Origin of the sequence: Streptomyces reniochalinae, assembly GCF_003323735.1 — a bacterium.
Taxonomy (GTDB): domain Bacteria; phylum Actinomycetota; class Actinomycetes; order Streptomycetales; family Streptomycetaceae; genus Streptomyces; species Streptomyces reniochalinae.
The window spans coordinates 1-25,407 of sequence record NZ_QOIM01000052.1 but is presented as its reverse complement, the minus strand read 5'-3'; the positions used below and the strand labels follow the sequence as shown (position 1 = coordinate 25,407).

Sequence of the window (25,407 nt, the reverse complement as noted above, 5' to 3'; positions counted from 1 at the left end):
TTCTGCTCCGTAGGGTGTCCCGCGTGACCGATCCCCAGCCGGAAGCCGCCCCGCCCCCGGGGACGGCGTCCGGGCCCACATCCGTGTCCGCCCTCGGATCCGGGTCCGCACCCGGACCGAACCGCCCGGAGGAGGCCGTGCCCGTGCCCGCCGTCGATGTCGTCCTTCCCTGTCTCGACGAGGAACAGGCCGTGCCCTGGGTGCTGGAGCGGATCCCGTCCGGCTGGCGGGCGATCGTCGTCGACAACGGCTCGACGGACAGTTCGGCGGCCGTCGCACGAAAGCTGGGCGCCACGGTCGTCAGGGAGGAGCGGCGCGGCTTCGGAGCCGCCTGCCACGCGGGGCTGACGGCGGCCGAGGCGGACATCGTCTGTTTCTGCGACTGCGACGCCTCCCTCGACCCCTCCCTCCTGGAGCCGTTCGTGGCGGCCGTACGCGAGGGACGCAGCGATCTGGTCCTGGGGCGCAGACGCCCGCAGACGCGCGGCGCGTGGCCCGCGCACGCCCGTGCGGGCAACCTGGCGCTCTCCCGCATGCTGCGCGGCCGTACCGGCGTCCGCCTGCACGATCTGGGGCCGATGCGCGCCGCCCGCCGGACGGATCTGCTGGCCCTCGGTCTGACCGACCGGCGCAGCGGCTACCCGCTCCAGATGGTCGTCAGGGCCGCCGACGCCGGGTGGCGGATCGAGGAGCGGGACGTGCCCTACCGGCCGCGCGCCGGCAAGTCGAAGGTCACCGGCACCTGGCGGGGCACCTGGCACGCCGTACGCGACATGCGCGCCGTCCTCAACGCGCCGCCCGCGCCGACGGGTCCGACGAGCCCGCCAGAGCCGGGAGTCCCGGGCACGCCGACGGGTCAGGGCGCCCCGCGCCCGCCGCACACCACCGAGGGGGCCGCCCGATGAGCAGCTCGCACGCGCAGCCGTCCCGCGAGGGGGACACCACGCTGCTCGTCATCGCCAAGGAGCCGGTGCCGGGACGCGTCAAGACACGTCTGTGTCCGCCGTGCACCCCGCAGCAGGCGGCCGGGCTCGCGGAGGCCGCGCTGCACGACACGTTGACGGCCGTCGCGGCGATGCCCGCCAGGCGCCGCGTTCTCGTCCTGTCCGGGCGGCCCGGCCAGTGGCTGCCGTCCGGCTTCGACGTCGTGCCTCAGGGCGCGGGCGGGCTGGACGAGCGGCTGGCCGCCGCGTTCGACGGCGCGGGCGAGGGGCCCGCGTTGCTGGTCGGCATGGACACCCCCCAGCTGACGCCCGCGCTGCTGGCGCCCGTTCTGGAGCCCGGCGGCTGGCACGAGTGCGACGCGTGGTTCGGACCAGCGGCCGACGGCGGGTTCTGGGCACTGGGCCTGGCCCGTCCACAGCCCGCGCTCCTGCGGGGCGTCCCCATGTCCACCCCGGGGACCGGACAGGCGCAGCTCGGCCGGCTGACGGACGCGGGCCTGCGGGTCCGTCACCTTCCGTCGCTGCGCGACGTGGACACGGCGGACGACGCCGTGCGGGTGGCGGCTCAGGCCCCCGAGGGGCGCTTCGCCGCCGCCGTCGCCCGGCTCGGCCCTCTCGTCCCCCGGCAGGCGGCCGCCCAGGAGGCGCCGCCGTCCGCGGGGCCCCAGGAAACCGCCCCCTCCCCCGGAACGGCCACCCGATGACGGCGCCCACGACCATCCACCAGGCCGCACCGCCGCACCAGCCGGCCGCGCCCGACCAGCCGTCAGGACCCGCGCCGGGCGCTGCGGGCTCCGCCGCCCCGTGTGGCCCCCGCCCCTGCTGGAGCGCGGATCCCTACACCGACGCGCTGCGCAGCGGACACGGGCCGCTGTTCCTGCGGCGGACCGACGGCTGGCTGCTCCCTTTGGACGTCGAGCGCTGGTGTGCGAGCGCGGACGCCGCCGACCTGTCGGTGCTGCGGCTCTGCGAGGGCTCCGTGCTGGACGTCGGCTGCGGTCCGGGGCGGCTGGTGGCGGCGCTGGCCGGGCTGGGCAGCAGGGCGCTGGGTATCGACGTCAGTCAGGAGGCGGTCACCCGGACCGTCGGCCTGGGCGCGACCGCGCTGTGCCGTTCGGTCTTCGAGGCCCTCCCCGGGGAGGGCCGCTGGGGCAGCGTCCTGCTGCTGGACGGCAACATCGGCATCGGTGGCCGTCCCGGCGCGCTGCTGGACCGGTGCGGCGAACTGCTCGCCCCCGGGGGGCTGCTGCTGGCCGAGGCCGCTCCCGTGGACGTGGACGAGCGGGTGGAGGTCCGCATCGACGACGGGAGGGGCGCCGGCGAGCCTGTCGGCCAGCCCTTCCCCTGGGCGCGGGTGGGCGCGCGGGCGCTCCTGCGGTACGCCGCGCACGCCGGGTGGTCCCGGGCGGCTCAGTGGGAGTCCGGCGGACGGTCGTTCCTCGCTCTGCGGCGCTCTCGAACCGCCCCGCCGGCGGTCCGCACGGCCAGCCACAGTGCGGAGGCGGCGAAGAGCCCGACAGTGAGCCACAGCCAGTGCAGTGCGTAGTCGGTGGTGCCCTCCGGCCGTCCGGTGGTCTTCGCGTACCGGTCGGGTGGTCCCCAGATCAGTGGCAGCCACACCAGGAGCAGCAGCAGGGAGAACAGGGCCGGGACGCGCAGGTGGTTGACGTACCGGCCGGCGAGCCGGGGCAGCCGGTCGGCGAGCGAGTACAGCGGCAGCAGTACCAGGTCGTGCAGCAGCGCCGCGCCGACGAACCAGACGGCGACGCCCAGCCAGTCGTCGGTCGGCAGCCGTGTCCCCGCGTAGCCGGCGAGCACGAACGACGCCGACAGGAGGACGATCTGGAGCGGGCTGCCGAGGCGGCGGCGCGGCCGTCCCGCGCCCTGCGCGGGCCCTGCCTCCATGCGTCCTCCGGCGGCGGGCCCCGACGGTCCACCGCGGCGTCGCCCCTGACCCCTTTCCGAGTCGTCACCGGTTGAGGGGGTGACGCCGGCGGACGAGGTGCCGTCCACCGGTCCCGGCGGACCGCCGGTCGGTGGCCTGCCGTCGGCCGGTTCGCCCTCGGACCCGCTCGGCGGTTCGCTCGGCGGTTGGCTCATCGGTTGGCTCCGAACGACAGCTGGGAGACCCACTTGGTGTTGTGCACGCCCGGGGCGGCCGGAACGATGACACGGGCCGGATAGCCGTGGTCCAGCGAGAGGTCCTCACCGCCCACGCGGAGCGCCAGCAGGGAGCGCGGATCACGCACCTGGTTGTCGCGCAGGGCGGCCTGCCGGAACGCCCCGGAGCGTTGCAGGGAGGAGACGAATACGCCGGGGAGTCCCTCTCTCGGGTCGAACCCGGCCAGCTGAGCGAGGTCGCGCAGGCGTACGCCGCTCCAGTGCTGGTCGGAGGTGGACCAGCCCTCCACGCAGGCGATGGGCAGGGCCGCGGTGTGCTGCGGCATGGCGAGCAACTGGGCGCGCGTGAGCCGCCGTCGGCGCCCGTCCGCGCCCTCGACGGTCAGCCGCCAGCCGTCGCCGGTCTCCTGTGCGGTGACACCGACCGCGCCCGCCGTCTTGTTGATCTGGAAGGCGTTGGCCCCGCTTCCGGGATCCGTACCGCCGTGCGGCGCCAGGAGGGCCGTACGGCGGAGGGGACCGTCGACGTTCTGGCCGACCGTCACCCCCAGCAGCAGCACGGAGCCGCCGCCCACCACGCCGAGCGCACCGCGCCGCGAGAGGGTGGGAGCGGCGGGCTCGGGGGCGACCAGTCCGGTCTCCCTGTCGGGCTCCCGCGCTCCGGCCGCGGAACGCTTCCCGCGTCCGGAGGCCAGGTCGTCCGGTGCTCCCGCCCGCAGCACCCGTACGGCCGTGGGCAGCCGCAGGGCGACGTGCACCACGAAAGCGGACGCGAACACCCAGGCCCCGTAGAAGTGCAGCGGGTAGAACGAGCCGGGGAAGAGGTAGTCGAGCTGGACGTTCAGCAGCCCGGTCACGAACTCGAACAGCACACCGCCGACGAGCAGCAGCAACGAGACCCGCTCCAGCGCGTGCGCGGCCGACCGGGCCGGCGGCAGGGTGAACAGTTTCGGGACGACCGACCACAGCTTCGCCAGCAGCACCGGCACCAGCACCACACCGACCGTGACGTGCAGGCCCTGGGTGAGCCGGTAGAGCCAGTGCGGATCGGTGGGCCAGGCGAACAGGTAGAAGCCGAGCAGACCCCGCTCGGGCGTCTGGTCGTTGGCGGGGGCCAGATCCGGGTTGTAGGCGGCGTAGGAGAGCAGCCCTGTGACGAACACCACGGTGATGCCCACCAGCAGGACGACGCCCAGCAGCGCGGTGAACCACGGGCCGCGCAGCGGGCTGCGCCAGAACCCGGCGTCCGAGGGGAGCCGCGGTGCCGTGCGGCCTCCACTCGGCGGCGAGGACCCGCGCGAAGGAGGGCGCTCGTCCGGCGGTGGGCCGGCAGCGGCGCTGTGATCACCCATGGAGCGACCGTATGCGCCGGTGCGGCCCCGTGGGGGCGCAGAAGGCATGACGAAACGCTGACGTCCTCGCCCGATGACCCGCATGCACCCCCGGGCGGCCTAACGTGCACCTGTGGCACCAGAACCCTCCCCCGCACGCCCCCACGGCCCCGGCCACCGGCCGGACGGCCGCGCACCCCGCCAGCGCGAAGGACACGCGGACACGCCCCAGGAACCGCCTGGTTCCTCGGAGCCGGGCACTGCCGCGGACCCGGCCGCCGACCGGTCGGCCGCCGGCGGACGCGGACCGCGCGCGGTCTCGGGCAGGCGCGACGCGCGGCGCGGCCCGGTGTCCGACCTGCTGGCCGTACTGGCCGCCGTGGCGCTGGTGTCCGCTGCCGTCGTCGTCGGCTCGGCCATCGAGCGCGAGCACGGCACCCTACGGGTGCACTGGCCGCCCTTCTACGCCGAACTCGAACCCCACGTCGGCCCGGGCACGCCCTTCGCCCTGCTGATCGCCGCGGCCGTCGTGGTGTACGGGCGGACGGTTGCGACTCGGCTGCCGTGGCGGTGGCTGCCCCCGGCGGCCTGGGGCGCGTCCATGGCGTGGATCTGGTCGCTCGCCCTGGTGGACGGCTGGCACAGAGGGGTGGAGAACCAGCTCACCTCCGCCTACGAGTACCTCCAGGAGATCGACCGCTTCGACGACGTGGGCGCGGCCCTGCGCACGTTCACCGACCACATCCTGCTGCACTCTTCCGACAACTGGGTACCGCACGTCGCGGGCCACCCGCCCGGGGCCGTCCTCACCTTCGTCGGGCTGGACCGCCTGGGCCTGGGAGGCGGCCCCTGGGCGTCGGCCTTCGTCATCACCGCCGGGGCGTCAGCCGCGGCGGCCCTCCTGGTGGCCCTGCGCGCGCTGACGGACGAGGAACACGCCCGCGGGGCGGCCCCGTTCCTGGTGGCGGCCCCCACCGCAGTGTGGGTCGGCGTGTCGGCGGACGGCTACTTCACCGCCGTCGCCGCGTGGGCACTCGCCCTGCTCGCGCTGGCGGCCACCCGCGCGGTCCGCGCGCCCCGGGCCGCCGCCCTGGGCTCCGGGCTCCTCTTCGGCCTCCTGTGCTACCTGTCCTACGGGCTCGCCCTGTGCGCCCTGCTCGGCCTCACCGTCCTCGCGCTGGCGCGCACTCTGCGCCCGGTGCCCCACGTGCTGGCCGGGGCGGCCGCGGTCGCCGCCGCGTTCACCCTGGCCGGTTTCAACTGGTGGGAGGGCTACCACCTGTTGACCGAGCGCTACTACCAGGGCGCGGCGGGCATCCGCCCCTACAGCTACTGGGTGTGGGGGAACCTGGCGTGCGCGGCCACCGTCGCCGGACCCGCCACGCTCGCGGGCGTACGACGCGCGCTGGCGCGTGGGACCACCGCGGCGCGGGAAGCGACCGGCCACCTGCGGGCACGGCGACCCGGCCGGCCCGGGGACCAGAACCGAAGCGACGTGCGGGAGCGAGCCGACGCCCGTCAAGGGTCCGACAGCCGGAGCCGGCTCGTCGCGCTCGTGCTGGCCGCCGCGCTCACCGTCGCCGTCGCCGACCTGTCCGGCATGAGCAAGGCCGAGACGGAGCGCATCTGGCTGCCCTTCCTCACCTGGCTGCTGCCCGCCGCGGCGCTCCTGCCGCGGGCGGGCGCCCGCTGGTGGCTCGCCGCACAGGCGGCCGTGGCCCTGCTCGTCAACCACGTACTGATGACGGGCTGGTGAGCCATCCACTCGGGGCCTCCCGCGCAGCCGATCGCCGAGGGCGACACCAGCGGGGAGCCCCCGCGAGCGGTCGCCGGCCCGCGGGAAGCCGGTCCGCTCACCAGGAGGGGCGCGCGGTCACTCCGCCGTCCAGCACGAGATCGTGCCCGTTGACCCAGCGGGCGGCCCGCGAGGCGAGGAACACGCAGGCGTCGCCCACCTCCTCGGCCGTACCGAGGCGCCCGTCCGGTGCCGCCTCGCGCCACCTGCGCACCCCTTCGGGCCACTGCTCCTCGATGCCCTCGCGCCACACCAGGCCGGGCGAGACGGTGTTCACCCGCACCCCGAGCGGGCCGTACTCCTGGGCCGCGGCCCGCGCGTGGGCGACGATCGCGGCCTTGGAGGCGGCGTAGTGGGCGTGGCCCGGCGCGGGCTGGGCCGCCTCGATGGAGGCGATGTGGGTGATGGAGCCACCGCCGGCGTCCGCCAGCAGCGGTGCGGCGGCCTGGGTGCAGCCGAAGACGCTGAGCAGGTTCGCATCGAGCACCGCGCGCCACTCGCGCTCGGACATCCCGCACAGGTGGGTGACCGGCTGGGTGCCGGCGTTGTTGACGACGGCGCCGAGACCCGCGTCCCGCCGCCACTCCGCCGCCCGCCCGACGACCGCGCGGCAGCCCGCCTCGGTGGACAGGTCTCCGTGGACGGGGAGCGCGGCGCCGCCCGCCGCCTCGATGGACGCCACCGTCCTGCGGGCACCTGCCTCGTCACCGCGGTAGTGGACGGCGACGGCCGCGCCCGCGGCGGCGAAGCGCTGCGCGATCCCGCGCCCGACGCCCCCGGAGGCACCGGTCACCAAAACGGTCCGCGGACCGTCTCGCCGCGTCACCGGCCCAGCCTCCGGATGGCCCCGGCGTGTGCCGGGTACCGCAGGGCGAGCGCTTCCGCGTCCCCGTGTTCGTATCCCGCGTCGGTGTAGCCGGGCGCCATGGTGCAGCCGAAGAGGCTCCAGGCGCCGCCCGTCGCGACCCGGGCGCCCATCCACGTCCCGGCCGCCACGGTGAGCTGGACGTGGTGTCCGGCGCCGAGGACGTCGGGGCCGAGCACGGGGGTCCGCGCCGTGCCGTCGGGGGCGAGGAGGAGCAGTTCGAGGGGGTCGCCGAGGTAGTGGTGCCAGATCTCGTCGTCCGGCAGCCGGTGCAGCGCGCAGTAGTCGTCCCGCGCGGCGGTCAGCAGCATCACGATCGCCGATCCCTCGGGCCGCCCGTCGCTCCGTTGCGGCCCCGCCCACAGCCGGCGGAACCGGCCGCCTTCGCGTGGCAGCGGCTCCAGCCCGAAGTGTGCGGCCAGCGCCTCGGCCTCTCGCGCGTCCCGCGCCTGTTCCCGCCCGTCCTGTCGCATCCCTCATGCACTGCCCCTTCCGCGCGCGGGACATGCGCGTGGCGCGGGAGGACCCGGGAAAACCACCGGCCCCCCATGTCACTCGGAAGAGTGAGATCAAGGCACTGAAGGGTTCGATATCCGCACTCACGCCCCAACCCTCACGAGGCGTGCCTAGAGTGCACTCGTTCGGCCCCGGACCCCGGCCGAACGAGGGAATCGCCGAGGAAATCGCCGTCGTGCCGCACCACCGTGCCATCCGCAGCGGAAGGGGTCATTCATGGTCGCCGTCCCCCGCCCCGACGCCCCGGAGCCCGCCCGGTTCCGGATCGTACGCGCGAGGGGCGAGCTGGACATCGCCACGCTGCCCGAGCTGGAGACCGACCTGGTGCGGGCGTTCGCGCCCCCGGGGCCGCCCCGCGTCGTGCTGGACATGCGGAAGGTGACGTTCCTGGACTGCTCCGTGGTCCGCGTCCTGATGCGGGCCCGCGGAAGGGCGCTGTCCCGGGACGGCTCGCTCGTGCTGGTGTGCGAGCACGCGCCGGTCGGCAGGCTGCTGCGCCAGTTGGAACTGGAGCACCGGCTGCCCGCCTACGCCTCGGTGGACGACGCCTGCCGCGGCGAACACGTCGGCCTGCCAGGCGAACAAGTCGCCCCGTAACAGGGCAGCCGCGTACATCCCGGGGTCGCGACCACAACGACCACAACGACCAATACTTTTCTTGCCGCCGAAGGGCAGACACCGCCGTGCCGGGCGGGCAGCATGTGGGCTTCCCCCGCCGCCGTCGGTCCGGACGTCCCCCTCAGCACCGGGCCGGCGGCGGGTCACCCCCGTCCCTGCGGACTGCCCCGGAAAGGCGGTGTCTCCGCGTGCGCACGCGCGCCCTGCTCTCCCCCCTGGCCGCCGCGGTGGTCGTGCTCCTCGTACCGCCGCTGATCACGACCGGCAGCGGCACCTCGGGCGGCACGAACATCCCCGGCCTGCGCTTCATGGTGCCCAACACCCCCGGCGGCGGCTACGACATCACCGCCCGTACGGCGGCCAAGAACGCCGAGGACGCCGGCCTCAACCACAACATCGAGGTGTTCAACCTGCCCGGCGCCGGCGGCACCGTGGGCCTGTCCCGCCTGGTGAACGAACGCGGCAACGGCAAGCTGGCCATGTCCATGGGCCTCGGCGTCGTCGGAGCCGTCCACACCAACCACGCGCCCTCCACGCTGGCCGACGCGACGCCGATCGCGCGGCTGACGGAGGAGCCGGACATCGTGGTCGTCCCGAAGAACTCCAAGTACAAGACGTTCGACCAGCTGCTGGCCGACTGGAAGAAGAAACCGGGCGCTCTCCCCGTCGGCGGCGGCTCCTCCGCGGGCGGCCCCGACCATCTGGCACCGATGCTGATGGCCCGCGCCGCCGGCATCGAACCGAAATCCGTGAACTACGTGCCGTTCGACGGCGGCGGCGAGCTGCTGGCCTCTGTCCTCGGCGGCAAGGTCAAGTTCGGTGTCTCGGGGCTCGGCGAGTACCGGGACCAGATCGAGTCGGGCGAACTGCGGCTGCTCGCCGTCACCGGGCCCGAGCGGGTCAGGGGCTTCGACGCGCCCACCCTCAAGGAGTCGGGCCTGGAGGTGGAGTTCACCAACTGGCGCGGCTTGATGGCGCCGCCCGGCCTGTCCGAGACGCAGCGCGACAAGCTGATCCGCCTCGTGCGCGCGCTGCGCCACTCGAAGGAGTGGAAGGAGTCGCTGCGCACCAACGGCTGGGACGACGCCTGGCTGCCCGGTGAGAAGTACGGCCGCTTCCTCAAGAGCGAGGACGAGCGGGTCGACACGGTACTGAAGGAGCTGGGCCGGTGAGCACGCCCGAGACCCCACCCCCGGCGGACGCCGCCGCCACGCCCCCTCCCCCCGCCGAACGCCCCACGGGGCTGCGCGCCTACTCCGAACTCGGCGTCAGCGCCCTGCTGCTCGCCGTCGGCGCCCTCGTGCTGGCCGACGCGGTCACGATGGACACCGTCGCGTCCGTGCGCGGCCCCGTCGGACCCCGCACCGTCCCGCTGGTCGTCGGCATCGCGCTGCTTCTCGTCGCCGTGCTGCTCGCGGTGGACGTTCTGCGCGGCGGGCGCGGCGAGGCCGAGGGCGGTGAGGACATCGACCTGAGCGAACCCGGCGACTGGCGGACGGTCGCCCTGCTCGCGGGCGTCTTCCTCGCGTTCGCCGCCCTGATCGACCCGCTCGGCTTCCCCCTCTCCGGCGCCCTGCTGTTCTGGGGTTCGGCCTACGCGCTGGGCAGCCGCACCCACACGCTCACCCGCGACCCCCTGATCGCGGCCGGCCTCTCGGTGGTCACCTACGTCGTCTTCCACACCCTCCTCGGCGTGCAGCTGCCGGGCGGACCGCTGATGGGAGTGGTGTAACCCATGGATGTCATGCTCTCGGCGAGCTCCCTGATCGACGGTTTCGGTACCGCGCTCACCCCGCTCAACCTGCTGTGGGCCGCCACCGGCGTCCTGCTGGGCACCGCCATCGGCGTACTGCCCGGCATCGGGCCCGCCATGGCCGTCGCCCTGCTGCTGCCCGTCACCTACGGGCTCGATCCGACAGCCGCCTTCATCATGTTCGCCGGCATCTACTACGGCGGCATGTTCGGCGGCTCGACCACCTCGATCCTGCTCAACACCCCCGGCGAGAGCGCCGCCGTGATCGCCGCCATCGAAGGCAATCCGATGGCCAAGTCGGGGCGCGGCTCCCAAGCACTGGCGGCGGCGGCCGTCGGCCACTTCGCGGGCGGCATGATCGGTACGACCCTGCTGGTCGTCCTCGCTCCGACCGTCGCGGACCTGGCCGTGGACATCGGCGCCCCCGACTACTTCGCCATCATGGTGCTGGCCTTCATCGCCGTCACCTCCGTCCTCGGCTCCTCCCGCGTGCGCGGCTTCGCCTCCCTGCTGATCGGACTGACCATCGGTCTGGTCGGCCTCGACCAGATGACCGGCCAGCAGCGGCTGACGTTCGGCAGCCTCCAACTCTCCGACGGCATCGACGTGGTGATCGTCGCCGTCGGCCTCTTCGCCATTGGAGAGGCCCTGTGGGTGGCGGCCCACCTGCGGCGCGGCGGACAGGGCGCCATCCCGGTCGGCCGCCCGTGGCTGGGCCGCGACGAGCTGCGGCGCACCTGGAAACCGTGGCTGCGCGGCCCCGTCATCGGCTTCCCCTTCGGCGCGATCCCGGCAGGCGGCGCGGAGATCCCCACGTTCCTCTCCTACATCACCGAGAAACGGCTCTCCAAGAACAAGCACGAGTTCGGCAAGGGCGCCATCGAGGGCGTCGCCGGACCGGAGTCGGCCGCCTCCGCCTCGGCCGCGGGCACGCTGGTCTCCATGCTGACCCTCGGCCTGCCCACCACGGCCGTCGCTGCCGTGATGCTCGCCGCCTTCCAGCAGTACGGCATCCAGCCGGGGCCGCTGCTGTTCGAACGCGAACCCGAGCTGGTGTGGGGTCTGATCGCCTCGCTGTTCGTCGGCATGGTGATGCTGCTCGTCCTCAACCTGCCGCTCGCCCCGGTCTGGTCGAAGCTCCTGCGCGTCCCGCGGCCCTACCTGTACGCGGGGATCCTCTTCTTCGCGGCCGTCGGCGCCTACGCCGTGGGCGGTGAGGCGATCGACCTCGTCATCCTGCTGATCATCGGCCTCATCGGACTCATGATGCGGCGCTACGGGCTGCCCGTGCTGCCCGCCATCATCGGCGTCATCCTCGGCCCCAACGCCGAGCAGCAGCTGCGCAGAGCGCTACAGATCAGCGACGGCCACGTCACCGGGCTGGTCGACACGCCCTTCGCGGTGACGGTCTACGCGATCATCGTCGTCCTCCTCGCCTGGCCGTGGCTGAAGCGGCTGCTGCCGGGTGCACGGCGGCGCGAGCGCGTGGAGGACGGCGGCTGAGCCACCCGCGCTGCCGCGCCTCTCCTCTCCCGCCGCAAGGGACCCCACCTCGGGCGCGGGCCTCCGGAAACCGGAGGCCCGCGCCCTTCTCCGTCCGGCCCGGCCGCCCGCGGATTTGGTTTGGTAAAGTAACTATTAACGCTTTCTTGACTACCTCTTTGCCTGATCATGTGCAAGAGGCCGGACGCCAGGAGGAGCCATCAGCTTGCCGACGCCCGACCACCCCGCAGTCGCCCGCACGTCCCCCATCTCCCCGGGGGACTGAGCATGGGCCACGCCGACACCCTGCTCGCCATGGGCGGCGCCTTCGTCGCCGCCGCCGTCCTCGCCCGCCTCGGCAACCGCATCGGACTGCCGACGATCCCCCTGTTCATCCTGGCCGGTATCCTCCTCGGCCCCCACACCCCCGGCTACGTACTGGTCGAGGACCCGCACGAGCTGGAAATGCTCTCCACCCTCGGGCTCGTCCTGCTGCTCTTCTACCTCGGGCTCGAGTTCCACGTGGGAGACCTCAAAGCAGGCGGCCGCAAAATGGCGCTCGCCGGCGGCATCTACCTCGTCCTGAACGTCGGCGCCGGCCTCGGCTTCGGCTTCGCCCTCGGCTGGGGCACCTCCGAGGCGCTGGTACTCGCCGGGGTGCTGGGCATCTCCTCCTCGGCCATCGTCACCAAGACGCTCGTCGACCTCGGCCGCCTCGGCGATCCCGAGACCAAGCCCATCCTGGGCATCATCGTCGTCGACGACATCTTCCTCGCCCTCTACCTGGCGGCGCTCCAGCCCGTGCTCGCCGGTGCCGACGAGGCGGGCACGGCGCTGCTCCAGATCGCCAAGGCGTTCGCGTTCCTCCTGGTACTCGGGCTCGCGGCCCGCTTCGGCAACCGCGTGATCAACAGGCTGTTCGCCACCCGGGACAACGAACTCCTCGTCATCTCCTTCCTCGGCGCGGCCGTGCTGGTCGCGGGTGTCGCGGAGGAGTTCGGCGTCGCCGACGCCATCGGCGCCTTCATGGTCGGCCTCATGCTCGGCAACACCGCCTCGGCCGACCGCATCCGCGAACTCGTCCATCCGCTGAGAGACGCCTTCGGCGCCATCTTCTTCTTCGGCTTCGGCCTGTCCATCGACCCCGGCGACCTGCCCACGGTCCTCGTGCCCGTACTCCTGGCAGTCGCCCTGACCCTGGCCATGAACGTGCTCTCGGGCGTGTGCACCGCCCGCATCTACGCGTTCGGAGCGCGGCCGGCGGCCAACGTCGCCACCACGCTGCTGGCCCGCGGCGAGTTCTCCCTCATCCTCGCGGCCATGGCCGCGGCCGCCGGCCTCGACGACCGCCTCGCCCCCTTCATCGCCGGGTACGTCCTCATCCTGGCCGTACTCTCCCCCCTGCTCACCGGCCAGACCTCGCGCATCCCGGCGAGTCCCACCGCCACGAAGGAGCCCCCCGACGACGCCGCCCCGACCCCCGCGGCCTCCCAGGAGTCGTCGGGGAACGGGAACCCGTCGGACCGGCCGTCCTACGCGGAACCCCCGGCCTGACCGGCACGCACGACGTCCACAGCGCACGGGCCCCGGCGCCGCGATCGCGGCGCCGGGGCCCGGCACATGGCCCGCGCCACACGAGCCGCCGTGGCCCGAGGTGACAGCGACAGGCCGGCTCAGCGGGTTTTGGGCGGGCTCGGAACCCTCTGGCGGCAGACCGCCCCGAGCCTTCTAGCGGCGGGCGTGGCGGCCGCGGCCCGGACGGTTCTGCGAACCCGGCGGGTCCTCCGAAGGCGCCGCCGGACCCCGGGGCGGCGCCGACGGGTCCTGAGGCGGCGCGGAGGGGCCGTGCGGTCCGCCGTCCCCGCCGTACGGGTCACCGGCGGCGGGAGCCTGGGGGGCGCCGCCCCGCCCGTACGGGTCCTGCGGCGCCGCGCCGTCGTACGGGCCCGGGTACACCGGGGCACCGTCACCGTAGGGCGCGCCGACCTCGCCGTGGGGGCCCTGGCGGTGTCCCCGCTGCCCATAGCCTCCGGGTGCTCCGGGTGCTCCGGGTGCTCCGGGTGCTCCGGGTGCTCCTGAGGCTCCATGGCTGCCCGGCGCGCCGTAGCCCGGACCGGGGCCGTAGGCGCCCGGAGGGTTGCCCGCACCCGGACCATAAGGCTGCTGGGGCCGGCCGGGGCCGTGGCCATGAGGCGCGTTCGGGTCCTGGGGCACGGGCCCCGGACGACCCGCGCCGTAGCCCGGCTGGGCAGCACCCGGCGCGGGAGCACCCGGCTCCGGCGCGTACGCGCCGTGCACGTGGTGGTCGCCGTAGCCCGGGCCCGTGCCGGGGCCGTGGCCCGGGCCGAAGTGGCCGTGACCGTGGTCACCGGCGGGCGCGCCCGGCGCCTGGGGGCGCGCCTCGTCGGCCGCGGGAGCAGCGGAGGACGCGGCTTTCCCCGCGGAGCCCTTACCCCGGTTGCGCAGGTACTCGATCGCGATGGGGACGACCGACAGCAGCACGATGCCGACGAGGATCAGCTCGATGTGCTCGTGGACGAAGTCGATCTGGCCGAGCGCGGCGCCCAGCAGGGTCACTCCCGCTCCCCACAGGGTGCCGCCGATGACGTTGAAGAGGACGAACGACCGGTACCGCATCCCGCTCACGCCGGCGATAATCGGCGTGAACGTGCGGACGACCGGCACGAAACGGGCCAGCACCAGCGACTTGGGGCCGTGCTTCTCGAAGAACTCGTGGGCCTTCTCGACGTTCTCCTGCTTGAACAGCCGGGAATCCGGCCGCTTGAACAGCGCGGGGCCGACCTTTTTCCCGAACAGGTAGCCCGCTTGGTCACCGAGCACCGCGGCCAGCACGATCAGCAGACACATCAGCCACAGCGGCATGTCCAGCTGGTCGGTCACGATCAGGAGGCCCGTGGTGAACAGCAGCGAGTCGCCGGGCAGGAAGAAGCCGATGAGCAGGCCCGACTCCGCGAAGACGATCGCCAGGATCCCGACAGGGCCGAACGTGTTGATCAGGAAGTCCGGATCCAGCCAGCTGGGTCCTAGTGCGAGGTTGGTCACGGAGGGCTCCTGATCAGGGGCGCGAGTTGGGGGCACCTCCCGGCCGGGGGCTGGGGGAGGGCGGCGCGGACAGCACACGGGCCGTATCGGACGCTACACGCTACCAACGCGCCCCCCTCGCCCACCGTTCCCGACCACCGGCACACGAGCGGACGGGCGCGCGGTGCGCGGAGGCGCCCGGCGCGCGGGTGCGCGGGTGCCCAGTGCGGGAGCGCGAACGGAGCGCGCCCCCGGGCGCCCTCCGAGCACCCCAGGCACCCCGTGCCCCAGGCACCCCCGTGCCCCAGGCACCTCCAAGCACACCCACAGACACCCCGGTATTCAGGCGTCCCCCACGCGGCGGGCCCACACGCCGCGTGCCCACACGGGCGTTCCCTCCGGGCCAGGGGCCCGCTAGCTTCCCTGTCACCGAGTCCGCGCGTCCGTATGCCGGACGCACCACGGACATGGAGCACCACACGCCGAACAGCCGTTCCCCGAAAGGACCACGACTGTGTCCGTACCGCTCCGCTCCCGCTCGTCCCTCGGCTTCTTCCGCAAGAGATGCGGCAGAAGCGCGCTCGCGAGGGTCAGCGACGGCAACCGGGGCGCCGGTTCCCAGGGGCACGACCGTTCGGCCGCGTACGCGGGTGCCCTGCTGAAGGCGGCCGGCTACAAGGTGTCGTTCCAGGAGTTCGAGTTCACGTTCCGCGAGACCCTCGCGGAGAAACTGACGGTGCTCGGGCCCGAGCAGCGCGACGTCCCGCTCACGCTGATGACGTACACGAAGAGCACGCCGGACGGGGGCGTGGAGGGCGCCCGTGGCGGCGGTGCCCGTGGACGCGGACGGCTCCAGCGGTTGTGACGCGGCCGACTACGCGCAGGGCACGTTCGAGGGGCGCATCGCGCTGATCCAGCGCGGCTCGTGCTCGTTCGCGCAGAAGCAGTCGGCGGCCGCGGAGGCCGGCGCGGTCGGTGCCGTCCTCTACCACCAGGTCTGCGACACCCTCGACAAGATCGACATGCGCGTGTTCGACGCCAACGTGAAGGCGATCGCCAACGCCGTCGGCCACTACGCCTGGGACACCGGCGAGCTGCCCGACGGCGCCGGCCGGCGTGCGCAAGACCGCCACCCCGGCCGGACCGGCGTACGGCCCCTACAAGGGGGCGCGCCTCTTCCGCTAGTCGCCACGGCGGCCACCTGGTCACCACGGAGGCGCCGCGCGACCCCGGCGGCGTTCCGTTGTCCACAGCCTGTGGACAACGGAACGCCGCGACCTCCCGCACCTGTCGGAGCCCGGGCCCCGCCACACTCTCCGCCGCCGCCCCTGCCGGGTCACCCACGTCCTGCCCGCTTTCCCCCCGCTTTACGGGTAGATCGTCCGGATTGCGTCACGGTCGCGAGGCTGCGCCCGGTACCGGTGGCCCGGTAGGCTTTCCGTGTGATCTTCAAGCGAATCGGAAACGGGCGGCCGTACCCCGACCACGGCCGGGAAAGCACCCGTCAGTGGGCGGATGTGGCCCCGCGACCGGTGCGCCTTGACCAGCTCGTCACCACCAAGGGCCAGCTCGACCTGGAGACGCTTCTCGCCGAGGACTCGACGTTCTACGGCGACCTGTTCGCCCACGTCGTCAAGTGGCAAGGGGACCTCTACCTCGAGGACGGGCTGCACCGCGCCGTCCGCGCGGCCCTCCAGCAACGCCAGGTGCTGCACGCGCGCGTACTCGAACTCGACTGAGCCCCGCCCGTCTGCGCACGCATGACCGAGTGAAGATGCGTCCGCGTCCGCCCGCATCCCCCGTTCGGGTACGCATTCTGACGAGTCGTTGATCATCTAGTAGGCAGTACTGCCTTTGGCCATTACCCTGCGCACATGAGCATGCTCACTCCTCCGGGCCTGGGCGGGAAGTACCGCATCAGGGGCGACCGTTACCCACGGATGCGCAGGCCACGGCGGAGGGGGAGAATCCTCGCGGTCTCGCTGTCGGGAGCGGCGGCCCTGGCCGTGCTGGGGTGGGGCACGCTTCAGCTCGTCGACATCTTCTCCGCCGACGAGCCCGCCAGGGCCTCCGACCACCGCCGTGCCAAGGCCGCCGACTGCGCCTCCCCGGCCGCAGCCGTCCGGCCCGGCGCCCGCGACGGCGCGCACCTCCCGAAGCCCGGTGACGTCACCGTCAACGTTCTGAACGCCACCTCACGTACGGGCCTGGCCAAGGACACCGCCGACGAGTTGGAGAAGCGCGGCTTCACCGTCGGTAAGGTGGCCAACGCGCCCGCCGGGCTCGCCAAGGAGGTCAAGGGAACGGGCTTCCTCATCGGCGCCCCGGGCGCGAAGAACACGGCCCGCCTGAAGACCCTGGCCACCCAGCTGAAGGGCGAGGAGATCCGCTACGACGAGCGGGACGGCGACGCACTCGACCTCGTCCTCGGAAAGAAGTTCACCGAGCTGACCGAGGAGAAGGCCGCCACGGCGGCCCTCGCCGGACCCGCGGCGCCCGGAGCCTCCGCCTCCACGCCCCACGACCCCACCACCTGCTGAGCGCGTAACCACCGCGCGGGCGAAATCCGGGAGGGGGAACGGCCGGTGTCCGACGGGACGGACGGCCGGTGTCCGGCGGGGTGTGCGGACGGTAATCGGGGGCGTACGGGAGCGCGCGGAGGCGCTAGCTCACCGTTCCGTACATCCGGTCGCCCGCGTCGCCGAGCCCCGGCACGATGAAGCCCTGTTCGTTGAGGCGCTCGTCCACCGAGGCGGTCACCACGGTGACCGGCGTCCCCGCCAGCTCGCGCTCCATGACGGCCACGCCCTCCGGCGCCGCCAGCAGGCAGAGCGCCGTCACGTCGTCGGCGCCGCGCCGGATCAGCTCCTGGATCGCGGCCACCAGCGTGCCGCCCGTCGCGAGCATGGGGTCGAGGACGTAGACCTGGCGTCCTGAGAGGTCGTCGGGCATGCGGTTCGCGTACGTCGAGGCCTGGAGGGTCTCCTCGTCGCGGATCATCCCGAGGAAGCCGACCTCGGCGGTCGGCAGCAACCGGACCATCCCCTCCAGCATCCCGAGCCCCGCACGGATGATCGGCACCACCAGGGGGCGCGGACGGGAAAGCTGCACGCCGGTCGTACGGGTCACCGGCGTGGTGATTCCGACCTCCTCGACGCGCACGTCGCGGGTCGCCTCGTACGCGAGCAGCGTCACCAGCTCGTCCGCCAGCCGGCGAAAGGTGGGCGAGTCGGTGCGCGCGTCCCGCAGGGTGGAGAGCTTGTGCGCGACAAGGGGATGGTCGACGACGTGGGTCCGCATACTTCGACAGTATCCGAGGCCCCGCCCACCCGACCCCGCCGGGACCCCCGCGGGGGCGCTGCCGGTCTCCTCGCCGGAGTCGTCGGCGGAGAGCGCGGGCGTCGGCGGGGAGAGCCGGGGCCGCCTCCGACGGAATCGGGGGCCACCGCCGAACGCGAGCGGGGGCGCACGGGCGTACCACCGGCGCACCGGGGAAGGTGGCCAGGTACACCGGAGGTGCGCGTATGACAGAGGCAGAAGCCGAGGCGTCGAAGCCCGGCCGGCAGCCACGGCGACGGGCCGGGGAGCCGGACCGCCGGGACCGCCGTACCGACCGCACGGAACAGACGGACAGGGCGGGCCGGAAAGACCCCACGGACGCGGAGCGGCTCCGCCGTCGCGCCCGCTTTCTCCGAGAGCTGAACGAGGCGAAAGAACTGCGCGAACGCGTCCACCCGCGCCGTTCGCGCGCCGCCCGAAGGCGCAAGCAAGCACTGCGGATGCGCACGTTCCGCTGGTGAGACGGGCTCGCACCCCGCCGGGAAGCGCCGGAGGGGCCCGCGCCGGAGGGGCCCGCGCCGGAACGCGCTCCCTGGGCAGCTCTGCGTCGCGAGTTGTCACAGTGAGTCGTCGCAGGCGGGGGCGCGGAGGAACGTTCGGGCAACAGTCGGGCAAACAGCACGGCGACGCACTGTCGAAGACCCTTCGCACAGCCCGGGTTTCTGCCACGATGCCCGATGGGGCGGGGCACGGTCCTCGTCAGCACTCGGGCACCTCTTGAATCAGTGGGAGAGTCACGGTGTATTTCGCCGCGCTGCTCGCGCGCACCGAAGACGGGTGGGAAGCGAGCGACACAGAGCTTGACGATGTGGAGACCCTGGCCGACCTGGCCGACCTGGCCCGGGAGGCCACGACCGACGACGAGACAGTGCTGGTCTGCATCGAGCAGGAGGGGGAATGGTTCGGCGTCGTCCGCGTGGACGGTGAAGACGACCCGCGCGTCTACGTGTCCGACGCTGCGGCGGCGATGCGCAGTTCGTACGGCGAAATACTGCTGTCGGACGAGCTGCTGGGCCGCCAGCCGGAAGACCCCTCCGCGCTCGACCAACTCGTGGACCTGGACGGCACGGAAGAGGGGGAGCCGGAAGGCGCCGAGAACGACGACGAGGAGGCCGAGCGCACCGCCGTCGCCGACGCGGAAGCCGCACCCGCAGGGCCGCTGGGCGACCCGGACGTCCTCTCCGACCTGGGCATGGACGGCAAGGCACTGCTGTCGCTCGTCCCCGAGGACGCGCTGGCCGAGGTAGCCGAGGCCCTCGGCTGCACGGACGTCCTGGAATCCGTGCGCTGACCGCGTCGGGCCCGGCGGCCCGACGCGGGGCCGGCCCGACGCGGGCCGCCACACCAGGCAGCCGGTCCGGGCCCGGATCCGTCTCCTGCCCCGGGCCGGGGTCGGGCTCGCGCGCGGACGCCACGCCCGTCCCGGCCCACGCCGGTGCCGGGGCCCGTCATGCGGCACCCGGCACCTGTCATCCGGGCCGCCGGGAGCCCGGATTCGGGCGACCGGCCGCCGTACGCCGTACGCCCGGCGTCGGTCCGCCCGACCCCGGGCCACCGGCCCCGGACACCCGGCATGTGACAGCGGTCCCGGGCGGGCCACCCGGCACGCGAACTCCGGCCCCGGGCCGCCGGACACCCGGCCTGGGACCACTGGCCCCGAGGCCACGTCCGGTCTCGGGGCCGCCGGTCTCAGAGCCGCCGACCCGATTCCCCTCCCCTCCCCCAGGCCCCTCAAGGCCGGGCCGCGGCTCCGAGGGTCACCCGCCGGGCGCGACACTGGACCCATGACCCCCGCACACGAGGAGGACGAGCGGCCGGCAGCCACGGCCTCCTCTCCTCCCACCCCCTCCCCCGACCCGGTGCGCGACCGTTGGCGCGAGCCCATGCGACGTGCGCTGACGGAGGCCGAAAGGGCGCCGGGAGCGGGGGACGTGCCGGTCGGCGCCGTCGTCCTTGGACCGGACGGCGCCGTACTCGGCACGGGCCACAACGCCCGTGAGGCGGACGGTGATCCGACCGCGCACGCGGAGGTCCTCGCCCTGCGCGCCGCGGCCAGGAAGCGGGGCGACAGCTGGCGCCTGACGGACTGCACGCTGGTCGTCACCCTGGAGCCCTGCACGATGTGCGCCGGGGCGGCCGTCCTCTCCCGGGTGGAGCGCGTCGTCTACGGAGCTCCTGACCCGAAGGCGGGCGCCGCCGGCTCCCTCTGGGACGCCCTCCGCGATCGCCGCCTCAACCACCGGCCCGAGGTCGTCAGCGGGGTACGGGCCGAGGAGTGCGCCACCCTCCTCACCAGCTTCTTCCGTACCGCACCCCCCACACCCCCCGCGGGCCCTCCAACCGATTTCGACCCTGGGCCCTCAGTGGGCTAGAGTTCCTCTCGGTAGCGTGTCCGAGCGGCCGAAGGAGCTCGCCTCGAAAGCGAGTGAGGGGGCAACTCCTCCGTGGGTTCAAATCCCACCGCTACCGCTTGTGAGCAGGATGTATGGAGGGCCGGACCCGGCGAGGGTCCGGCCCTTCGTCGTGTCCGTCTCAGTTTCCGTCTCAGTTGTTGCCTGAGTCGGCCCGGCCCCTGGTGTGAGGCCATATCGGTCTGGAGCCCGAACCCAACCACAGAGTGCTGCTACCTTGGTAGCGCTGGCCTTCAGACATAACCGCATAGAGAGACACCATCCAGGTTGAGGTGAGCGGTCACAGAGACCACGCGGTTCCCTCCAAGACGGTGTGAAGCTCGGCACAGAGGTTGATAGCACCACCGAAATCCCTCTGCGATCTTGAAGGTCTACGCAGGTTCCGGGGAGGAGTGCGTCTCCTCCCCCATCCCTATGCAGTCCCTACAAGCCCTTCGGCCCCCGCCGGAGGGCTTCCTTGGTATGCCCTCCGGAGGTGTCATGACGGAACTTCTGTCTCTCTCACCAGTCGCCATGGTGTGCGTCCTACTTACAGTCCTCGTAGTAGTTGTGGCGTTACTGATTGTTGTAAGCGTGATCGCGCATACAGTCGTGCAGCGGGCCCGCCCCGAGGACTTGCCTCAGGTGCTTCCCGGCCTGGGCCAGGTGTTGGACGCCTTCGCTCAGTTCCTGCCCTGGCGACGGGGGCCAGGGAGAACCCGCCGTTAGGAACGTCGTACAACAACGGCGAGCAGTCTGAGCCGGTGGCGAGGGGACTAGCCACTTGTAGCCAGTCCCCTCGGCCCCCGACTCACCCAACCGGTACGAGAGCCCCCGCAGTGCCGTCGTCATCGTCGTCCGGCTCGTCAGGCTTCTGCTCCCAGATGAGCCCGTCGACCTGGGCGGCGATGCCGTCGCGCACAGTGTCAACCATGTGCTGATACCGCGCTGCCATCGAGGTGGAGGACCAGCCCATGAGGCCCATGACGGCTCGTTCCGGTACGCCGAGGATCAGCAGGACCGTCGCGGCTGTGTGGCGGGCATCATGTAGGCGGCCGTCACGTACCTTCGCGGCCTTCAGTAGCTCCTTCCATTCGTCGTAGTCGATTCGGGTGGAGGTTCCGCGACCATCCCGCGTGGCGAAGAGCCAGCCTCCGTCGTGCCAGTCGTCTCCAGCCGCAACCCGTTCAGCTTCCTGCTTGCCCTGGTGCGCTCGGAGAAGGTCGGCAAGCTGGGGAGGGAGCCCCACCGCTCGCCGTCCGGCGCGCGACTTCGTTTCCGCCGTCTCCGGATTCGTGCGGCGGCGCTGCGGGCAGTAGCCGGCCTTCCGGCCGCAGGTGTCGCCGCACCCGTGGGCGTAGCGTGGCCGACGGCGGCTCCTGCGGACCCACAGGACACCGTTGGACAAGTCAACGTCTGTCCACTGGAGCCCCAGCGCTTCGCCCTGCCGGAGACCGAGCGCGAGGGCGACCGCCCAACGCGCAGAGTTCCGGCGCTTTTCGGCCGCGCGGAGGATCCGGCGTACTTCCTCCACCGTGTACGGCTCGATCTCCTCCTCGTTGAGGCGTGGGGCTTTGGCGAGCGTTACGGGGTTCTTGCCGAGGTGGCCGCGCCGTACGGCCTCGTTGAGCGCGGTGCGGAACGTGCGGTGGACCTGGTGAGCGGTTCCGGCCTTGCTGCCGTTGGCCTGCATCTTGGCGTAGAAGCGCTCGATGTGTTCCGGGGTGAGCCGGTCAAGCCGATGGGCTCCCAGCCCTGGAACGAGGTGGACACGTACGGCAACGCCGTAGCCGACCATCGTGTTCTCGCCTACGGCGAGCGGGGCGATGCTCTCCACCCAGTGGGTAAGCCAGCTCTCGACTGTCCATACCTTGCCGGGCTTCCGTACGGTCTTGGCCTCGCGCTGCTTCTCAAGCTGCCGTACGGCTGTGGTGGCCTCTGCGCGCGTCTTGCGCTCGACATGCCGGCGGTCCGGCCTGCCGTCGTCACGGACTCCCACTGTGACGCGGCCGTGCCACTTCCCGTCCTTCCCCCGGTAGATGGAAGAACGGCCGTTGGGCTGGCGTGTACGGCTCTTGTTCTCGTCTCCCATAGTGTTCTCCCCCTTCAGGCAGCGGTACGGGCGGTGGTGCGGAGTCGTGCGACGTATTCGGGAACCGCGTCGGCAGGGACGCGGCGGAGGCGACCGACCGTGATCGACTCCAGTTCGCCAGAGCTGATGAGCCGGTAGCAGACGGTCCGGCCGATGCCGAGTCGGCGGGCAGCCTCTTCGACCGAGAGCAGCGCGAGCGTGGGATCGATGTCGCAGTCGCCGTGATCGCGGGTGCTCAAGACGTGCTGCACGGTGCTCCTTTCAGCGCTGGAGGTTCGCTGGTCCGTCGCAGAAACCGCAGAATCCGCAGAAACCTGCGTACTTGCCTCCTGACCTGGGATGTTGTGGTTGACGGGATGGGTGCCGCAGAAAGTGCGGGAAGTGCCGCAGAAATAGGCGTCGGGCGAGCCGGCCAGGGTGGTGTCAGCGGTGCGCATGCATTTGTGCGGCGGTTTCGCTGCTTTCTGCGGCGGCTGGCTCGGCTCCGGACCGACGGTGCTGCGCTGCTGGTCAGCGTGCACGGCGTGGGGTTTCTGTTGTTTCTGCGGTTTGCGCGGCCGGAGGGCCGTACGTGGGGTCATGCCAGCCCCTCCCTCACCTGGGGGTGGATCAGGTAGCGGGGGGCCGGGGGACGGCCGCGTTTGCCGTTGCGGGGTGGGGTGTGGGTGCGGAGGTAGCCGTGTTCCTCCAGGAGGGAGACGGCCGGTTCCATGTCGGCGACGGTGGGGAATTCCGAGCGGGAGAGCTTGGCGAACAGGTCGCGGCGGCTGACGGTCTCCCAGCCGTTAGCGGCCAGTACCTCCAGCAGGGTCCGGGCGCGGGCTTGGGCGGCGTCGGCGCCCATGAGGTCGAAGACGTTCAGGGCGTGGTCGGCGAAGTATTCGCCCAGTTCGATGGCGGCCAGCATGGTGGCCTGGCTGATCGGCTCGCCGTAGCTGTCGCGCAGGTGTGCGGCCAGGTGCAGGAGTGCGGCGATGCGGGCGGTGGTGCCGACCAGTTTTCCGGCCCATTTGCCGATGTGGCCGAGCTTTCCGCCCTTGGCGCGCAGTTCGGGTTCCAGTGCGTCTTGGTAGGCGGTCAGTGCGTTTTCGGCGGTAGGGGTGAGTTGGAGTACGGCGGGTTCGGTGCGGTCGGCCAGGGAGAGGGTCAGCGCCACGATGTTGCAGGCGTAGCGGGCTGCGACGGGGCCGGGGACTGGTGTGGGGTTGCTCTTGCGGTAGCCGACAAGGGATTCCGGCATGGAGTAGAGGAAGCGGGCGAGAAGGCCACGTCCGTCGAATCCGCGGTTCTTGCCGATGTCCTCCAGGACGGTCGGTTGTACGGCCAGGCCCATGGTGAGTGCCGGTGCTTCGATGGACTCCTCGCGGGAGCGGCGGTCGACGCGTAGGCGGTCGCCTGCATGCCCTTTGAGGAAGATCTCCATGTTGGGCGTGCCTGAGTAGCGGCCCGCGATGATGTCGAAGATGCCGCCCTCGGCGGACATCACGGCCAGGCGCCCGCCCTGTTCGACCATGAGTGAGGTGACGGTTTCCGGGGTGGAGTCGTCCGCCAGCAGGCGGGGGCGGGCCGGGATGGTGAGTTGGTCGGCTTCCTGGGCCAGGTCAATGGCCTCGGCGACAAGCGCGTCACGCTCCGAGCTTTGAGCCGAGGATGCCCGCGCGGCAGCTTTGTCGGCTGCTTCCTGGGCCATCTTCCGGGTCAGTTCGGCTTCCACAATGCGTGGGGCCATCTCTTCGGCCAGGGATTTTTCCGCTTCGTAGAGCGGGTCGGTCATTGCTGAGAAAACGGCGCTTTTGCGGTTGGCGGGAGGGAGCGCGACGACCACGTAGAGGTTGGTCGGCTCGTGCCACCGGCCGCGCACCTGCACCACGCAACGGCCACCGGCAGCGGTGGCGAGAACGGAGAGCGCCAGGGCACCCGCCATGTCGGCCGGCGTCTGCGTCTCCTCCGTGATGCCTGCTACGAATTCCCGCAGCCAGTCGGGGAACGCGTGCAGCGGGAAGCGCGGAAGCGCCGGGCGAGTGTTGAGCGGGATGGGTTCCTGCCAGGTTTCGGGCAGTTTCTCGCCGCTGAGGGCGAGTGCTTCGCGTACGTCGTTCGCCGTGGCGTCCGGGGAGGAAGCGGCGTTGACGAGGCGGGTGCCTGCCTCGATCAGGCGGCGGCGCTCGGCCAGTTCGTGCACGATTTCCGCGTAGTACGCGGCGTGCGCGGCAGTCGGCACGGCTTGGACGAGGGACTGCACGTAACCGGGGCCGCCGACGCGGGGCAGTTCGCCGAGGCGGTCCAGGTGGTGTGTGAGGGTGATCGGGTCTACCGGTCGGCCGTCCTCGTGCAGAGCGAGGACGGCGCGGTGAATGGTCTCGTGTGCGGGCCGGTAGTAGTCCTCCGGGCTCAGGGCCTTGGTGATGTCCCCGATGGCCTGAGCGCTGAGCATCATGGCGCCGAGTACGGCTGCCTCGGCTTCCACGTCGCTGGGCGGTCCGCTGTCCTCGGCTTGATCGAATAGAGCGCGTACTTTGCCGTACGGCCTGTGGACGGGTTCGGATGGCATGCTTGTGCCCTCCTGTTTCCTGGTTGGGAGTGGGAGACCGGAGGCGGCGGGCTTTCCTTGGTCGGTTGGTCGCCGCCTCCGGGCATAGCTAGGACTCGGTTTGGGTCTTGATCCAAGCCAGGTATTCCTGGCGGACGTAGGGCCGGTAGGAACGGCCGGGTGGGGTCAGCAGGGGTTTGCCGGGGCCGTGCGTTGTGTGGTGGGTGTGGTCGAAGTCGGCGAGCCATCCGGCGGCCTCTTCTGCCGTCTCGATTGCCGGGGCAGCTACTTCGGGCGCGTAGGTCACTTCCTCGGCCAGCGCGATGCGGTCGAGTACGGCGGCTTTCCGAAGCCAGAACTCTCGTCCCATCGGCACTCCGAATTCCTTGTCGGCTGTGGCGCGTGCGATCCATGCGATTTCGCGAAGGATGCGCGGCGCTTCCGCATAGGCCGCCTCTGGGGACGTGCTGGGCTTGATTCGGTTTGACGGACATTCGAGATCAGGGGCGTTGCCCCGGAAGGATGTCCATCATGGAGAGCATGGGGAAGAAGAAGCCGCGTCCTCGCCGCTCGTTCACACCGGAGTTCA

General features: G+C 72.3%; 25 protein-coding genes and 1 tRNA gene. 17 read left to right on the top strand and 9 right to left on the bottom strand.

What is annotated here, in order from left to right:
• The first annotated feature begins 143 nt into the window (after positions 1-143).
• From DQ392_RS31975 to DQ392_RS31965, 3 genes are read left to right on the top strand one after another with little or no spacing between them, the layout of a single operon-like run.
• Positions 144-905 carry a glycosyltransferase family 2 protein gene (locus DQ392_RS31975; RefSeq protein WP_245982224.1) on the top strand — a complete coding sequence of 254 codons (762 nt, stop codon included), beginning with the start codon at positions 144-146 and terminating at the stop codon, positions 903-905.
• On the top strand, positions 902-1,648 hold the full coding sequence (locus tag DQ392_RS31970) for a TIGR04282 family arsenosugar biosynthesis glycosyltransferase (RefSeq protein ID WP_114019204.1): 747 nt from the start codon (positions 902-904) through the stop codon (positions 1,646-1,648). The genes DQ392_RS31975 and DQ392_RS31970 overlap by 4 nt, the downstream gene beginning before the upstream one ends.
• Positions 1,645-2,490, top strand: a complete 846-nt coding sequence (locus DQ392_RS31965; RefSeq protein WP_114019203.1) for a class I SAM-dependent methyltransferase — start codon at positions 1,645-1,647, stop codon at positions 2,488-2,490. The genes DQ392_RS31970 and DQ392_RS31965 overlap by 4 nt, the downstream gene beginning before the upstream one ends.
• A gap of 550 nt (positions 2,491-3,040) precedes the next feature.
• On the opposite strand, the gene DQ392_RS31955 is transcribed toward DQ392_RS31965, so the two are convergent.
• A complete protein-coding gene (locus DQ392_RS31955) occupies positions 3,041-4,417 on the bottom strand; it encodes a molybdopterin-dependent oxidoreductase (protein ID WP_114019202.1) in 1,377 nt (458 codons plus the stop codon).
• A 328-nt stretch (positions 4,418-4,745) separates the two neighbouring features.
• Here DQ392_RS31955 and DQ392_RS31950 point away from each other — a divergent pair, with 328 nt between their 5' ends.
• Complete coding sequence (locus DQ392_RS31950; RefSeq protein WP_114019227.1) at positions 4,746-6,152, top strand: hypothetical protein; 1,407 nt, start codon at positions 4,746-4,748, stop codon at positions 6,150-6,152.
• 97 nt (positions 6,153-6,249) lie between these two features.
• On the opposite strand, the gene DQ392_RS31945 is transcribed toward DQ392_RS31950, so the two are convergent.
• Positions 6,250-7,017 (bottom strand): SDR family NAD(P)-dependent oxidoreductase, encoded by a 768-nt coding sequence (locus tag DQ392_RS31945; protein ID WP_114019201.1) that lies wholly within the window; start codon positions 7,015-7,017, stop codon positions 6,250-6,252.
• Positions 7,014-7,529 carry a cupin domain-containing protein gene (locus DQ392_RS31940; RefSeq protein ID WP_114019200.1) on the bottom strand — a complete coding sequence of 172 codons (516 nt, stop codon included), beginning with the start codon at positions 7,527-7,529 and terminating at the stop codon, positions 7,014-7,016. Before DQ392_RS31940 ends, DQ392_RS31945 begins: the two co-directional genes overlap by 4 nt.
• Positions 7,530-7,788: 259 nt before the next feature.
• Between DQ392_RS31940 and DQ392_RS31935 the strand changes: the two genes are divergently transcribed.
• From DQ392_RS31935 to DQ392_RS31915, 5 genes are all read left to right on the top strand, one after another.
• A complete protein-coding gene (locus DQ392_RS31935; RefSeq protein WP_114019199.1) occupies positions 7,789-8,169 on the top strand; it encodes an anti-sigma factor antagonist in 381 nt (126 codons plus the stop codon).
• Positions 8,170-8,378: 209 nt separating this feature from the next.
• On the top strand, positions 8,379-9,362 hold the full coding sequence (locus tag DQ392_RS31930; RefSeq protein WP_114019198.1) for a Bug family tripartite tricarboxylate transporter substrate binding protein: 984 nt from the start codon (positions 8,379-8,381) through the stop codon (positions 9,360-9,362).
• Positions 9,359-9,922: a tripartite tricarboxylate transporter TctB family protein gene (locus DQ392_RS31925; protein WP_114019197.1), complete on the top strand. Its 564-nt coding sequence runs from the start codon at positions 9,359-9,361 to the stop codon at positions 9,920-9,922. The genes DQ392_RS31930 and DQ392_RS31925 overlap by 4 nt, the downstream gene beginning before the upstream one ends.
• Before the next feature lie 12 nt (positions 9,923-9,934).
• Positions 9,935-11,446: a tripartite tricarboxylate transporter permease gene (locus DQ392_RS31920; protein ID WP_114019226.1), complete on the top strand. Its 1,512-nt coding sequence runs from the start codon at positions 9,935-9,937 to the stop codon at positions 11,444-11,446.
• A gap of 294 nt (positions 11,447-11,740) precedes the next feature.
• The gene (locus DQ392_RS31915) at positions 11,741-12,979 is read left to right on the top strand and encodes a cation:proton antiporter (RefSeq protein WP_181856663.1); all 1,239 of its coding nucleotides are present in this window, start codon (positions 11,741-11,743) and stop codon (positions 12,977-12,979) included.
• A 174-nt stretch (positions 12,980-13,153) separates the two neighbouring features.
• Here the strand turns inward: DQ392_RS31915 and DQ392_RS31910 are convergent, their stop codons facing one another.
• Complete coding sequence (locus tag DQ392_RS31910) at positions 13,154-14,488, bottom strand: VTT domain-containing protein (protein ID WP_114019195.1); 1,335 nt, start codon at positions 14,486-14,488, stop codon at positions 13,154-13,156.
• Positions 14,489-14,981: 493 nt separating this feature from the next.
• On the opposite strand from DQ392_RS31910, the gene DQ392_RS31905 reads away from it, so the two are divergent.
• The 4 genes from DQ392_RS31905 (at position 14,982) to DQ392_RS31895 (ending at position 17,007) form a co-directional block, all read left to right on the top strand.
• A complete protein-coding gene (locus DQ392_RS31905) occupies positions 14,982-15,332 on the top strand; it encodes a hypothetical protein (protein WP_342774987.1) in 351 nt (116 codons plus the stop codon).
• Positions 15,289-15,900 carry a PA domain-containing protein gene (locus tag DQ392_RS36055; protein WP_342774986.1) on the top strand — a complete coding sequence of 204 codons (612 nt, stop codon included), beginning with the start codon at positions 15,289-15,291 and terminating at the stop codon, positions 15,898-15,900. The genes DQ392_RS31905 and DQ392_RS36055 overlap by 44 nt, the downstream gene beginning before the upstream one ends.
• A gap of 9 nt (positions 15,901-15,909) precedes the next feature.
• Positions 15,910-16,206 carry a type II toxin-antitoxin system VapB family antitoxin gene (locus tag DQ392_RS31900; RefSeq protein ID WP_003999914.1) on the top strand — a complete coding sequence of 99 codons (297 nt, stop codon included), beginning with the start codon at positions 15,910-15,912 and terminating at the stop codon, positions 16,204-16,206.
• 135 nt (positions 16,207-16,341) lie between these two features.
• Complete coding sequence (locus DQ392_RS31895) at positions 16,342-17,007, top strand: LytR C-terminal domain-containing protein (protein ID WP_114019194.1); 666 nt, start codon at positions 16,342-16,344, stop codon at positions 17,005-17,007.
• Positions 17,008-17,131: 124 nt separating this feature from the next.
• Here the strand turns inward: DQ392_RS31895 and upp are convergent, their stop codons facing one another.
• Complete coding sequence (upp, locus tag DQ392_RS31890) at positions 17,132-17,767, bottom strand: uracil phosphoribosyltransferase (protein WP_114019193.1); 636 nt, start codon at positions 17,765-17,767, stop codon at positions 17,132-17,134.
• Positions 17,768-17,991: 224 nt separating this feature from the next.
• On the opposite strand from upp, the gene DQ392_RS31885 reads away from it, so the two are divergent.
• From DQ392_RS31885 to DQ392_RS31870, 4 genes are all read left to right on the top strand, one after another.
• Positions 17,992-18,267, top strand: a complete 276-nt coding sequence (locus tag DQ392_RS31885) for a hypothetical protein (RefSeq protein ID WP_114019192.1) — start codon at positions 17,992-17,994, stop codon at positions 18,265-18,267.
• 278 nt (positions 18,268-18,545) lie between these two features.
• Entirely contained in the window at positions 18,546-19,097 is a 552-nt protein-coding gene (locus tag DQ392_RS31880) for a tRNA adenosine deaminase-associated protein (RefSeq protein WP_114019191.1), read from the top strand.
• Positions 19,098-19,590: 493 nt separating this feature from the next.
• Positions 19,591-20,178 carry a tRNA adenosine(34) deaminase TadA gene (gene tadA, locus DQ392_RS31875; protein ID WP_114019190.1) on the top strand — a complete coding sequence of 196 codons (588 nt, stop codon included), beginning with the start codon at positions 19,591-19,593 and terminating at the stop codon, positions 20,176-20,178.
• Positions 20,179-20,188: 10 nt separating this feature from the next.
• Positions 20,189-20,275, top strand: a tRNA-Ser gene (locus tag DQ392_RS31870).
• A 732-nt stretch (positions 20,276-21,007) separates the two neighbouring features.
• On the opposite strand, the gene DQ392_RS31865 is transcribed toward DQ392_RS31870, so the two are convergent.
• The 4 genes from DQ392_RS31865 to DQ392_RS31850 form a co-directional block, all read right to left on the bottom strand.
• Entirely contained in the window at positions 21,008-22,288 is a 1,281-nt protein-coding gene (locus tag DQ392_RS31865) for a tyrosine-type recombinase/integrase (RefSeq protein WP_114019189.1), read from the bottom strand.
• Positions 22,289-22,302: 14 nt separating this feature from the next.
• Complete coding sequence (locus tag DQ392_RS31860; RefSeq protein ID WP_114019225.1) at positions 22,303-22,527, bottom strand: excisionase family DNA-binding protein; 225 nt, start codon at positions 22,525-22,527, stop codon at positions 22,303-22,305.
• 338 nt (positions 22,528-22,865) lie between these two features.
• Complete coding sequence (locus DQ392_RS31855) at positions 22,866-24,839, bottom strand: DUF3987 domain-containing protein (protein WP_114019188.1); 1,974 nt, start codon at positions 24,837-24,839, stop codon at positions 22,866-22,868.
• An 88-nt stretch (positions 24,840-24,927) separates the two neighbouring features.
• Positions 24,928-25,194, bottom strand: coding sequence for a hypothetical protein (locus DQ392_RS31850; protein ID WP_147266608.1), 267 nt, complete (start codon positions 25,192-25,194; stop codon positions 24,928-24,930).
• Between the last annotated feature and the right edge of the window lie 213 nt (positions 25,195-25,407).

Bases quoted from the DNA above. Each gene is read 5' to 3' on its own strand.
- DQ392_RS31970 (WP_114019204.1), top strand. From the start codon at position 902: ATGAGCAGCTCGCACGCGCAGCCGTCCCGCGAGGGGGACACCACGCTG.
- DQ392_RS31965 (WP_114019203.1), top strand. From the start codon at position 1,645: ATGACGGCGCCCACGACCATCCACCAGGCCGCACCGCCGCACCAGCCG.
- DQ392_RS31955 (WP_114019202.1), bottom strand. From the start codon at position 4,417: ATGGGTGATCACAGCGCCGCTGCCGGCCCACCGCCGGACGAGCGCCCT.
- DQ392_RS31940 (WP_114019200.1), bottom strand. From the start codon at position 7,529: ATGCGACAGGACGGGCGGGAACAGGCGCGGGACGCGCGAGAGGCCGAG.
- DQ392_RS31935 (WP_114019199.1), top strand. From the start codon at position 7,789: ATGGTCGCCGTCCCCCGCCCCGACGCCCCGGAGCCCGCCCGGTTCCGG.
- DQ392_RS31920 (WP_114019226.1), top strand. From the start codon at position 9,935: ATGCTCTCGGCGAGCTCCCTGATCGACGGTTTCGGTACCGCGCTCACC.
- DQ392_RS31915 (WP_181856663.1), top strand. From the start codon at position 11,741: ATGGGCGGCGCCTTCGTCGCCGCCGCCGTCCTCGCCCGCCTCGGCAAC.
- DQ392_RS31895 (WP_114019194.1), top strand. From the start codon at position 16,342: ATGAGCATGCTCACTCCTCCGGGCCTGGGCGGGAAGTACCGCATCAGG.
- upp (WP_114019193.1), bottom strand. From the start codon at position 17,767: ATGCGGACCCACGTCGTCGACCATCCCCTTGTCGCGCACAAGCTCTCC.
- DQ392_RS31885 (WP_114019192.1), top strand. From the start codon at position 17,992: ATGACAGAGGCAGAAGCCGAGGCGTCGAAGCCCGGCCGGCAGCCACGG.
- tadA (WP_114019190.1), top strand. From the start codon at position 19,591: ATGACCCCCGCACACGAGGAGGACGAGCGGCCGGCAGCCACGGCCTCC.
- DQ392_RS31865 (WP_114019189.1), bottom strand. From the start codon at position 22,288: ATGGGAGACGAGAACAAGAGCCGTACACGCCAGCCCAACGGCCGTTCT.
- DQ392_RS31855 (WP_114019188.1), bottom strand. From the start codon at position 24,839: ATGCCATCCGAACCCGTCCACAGGCCGTACGGCAAAGTACGCGCTCTA.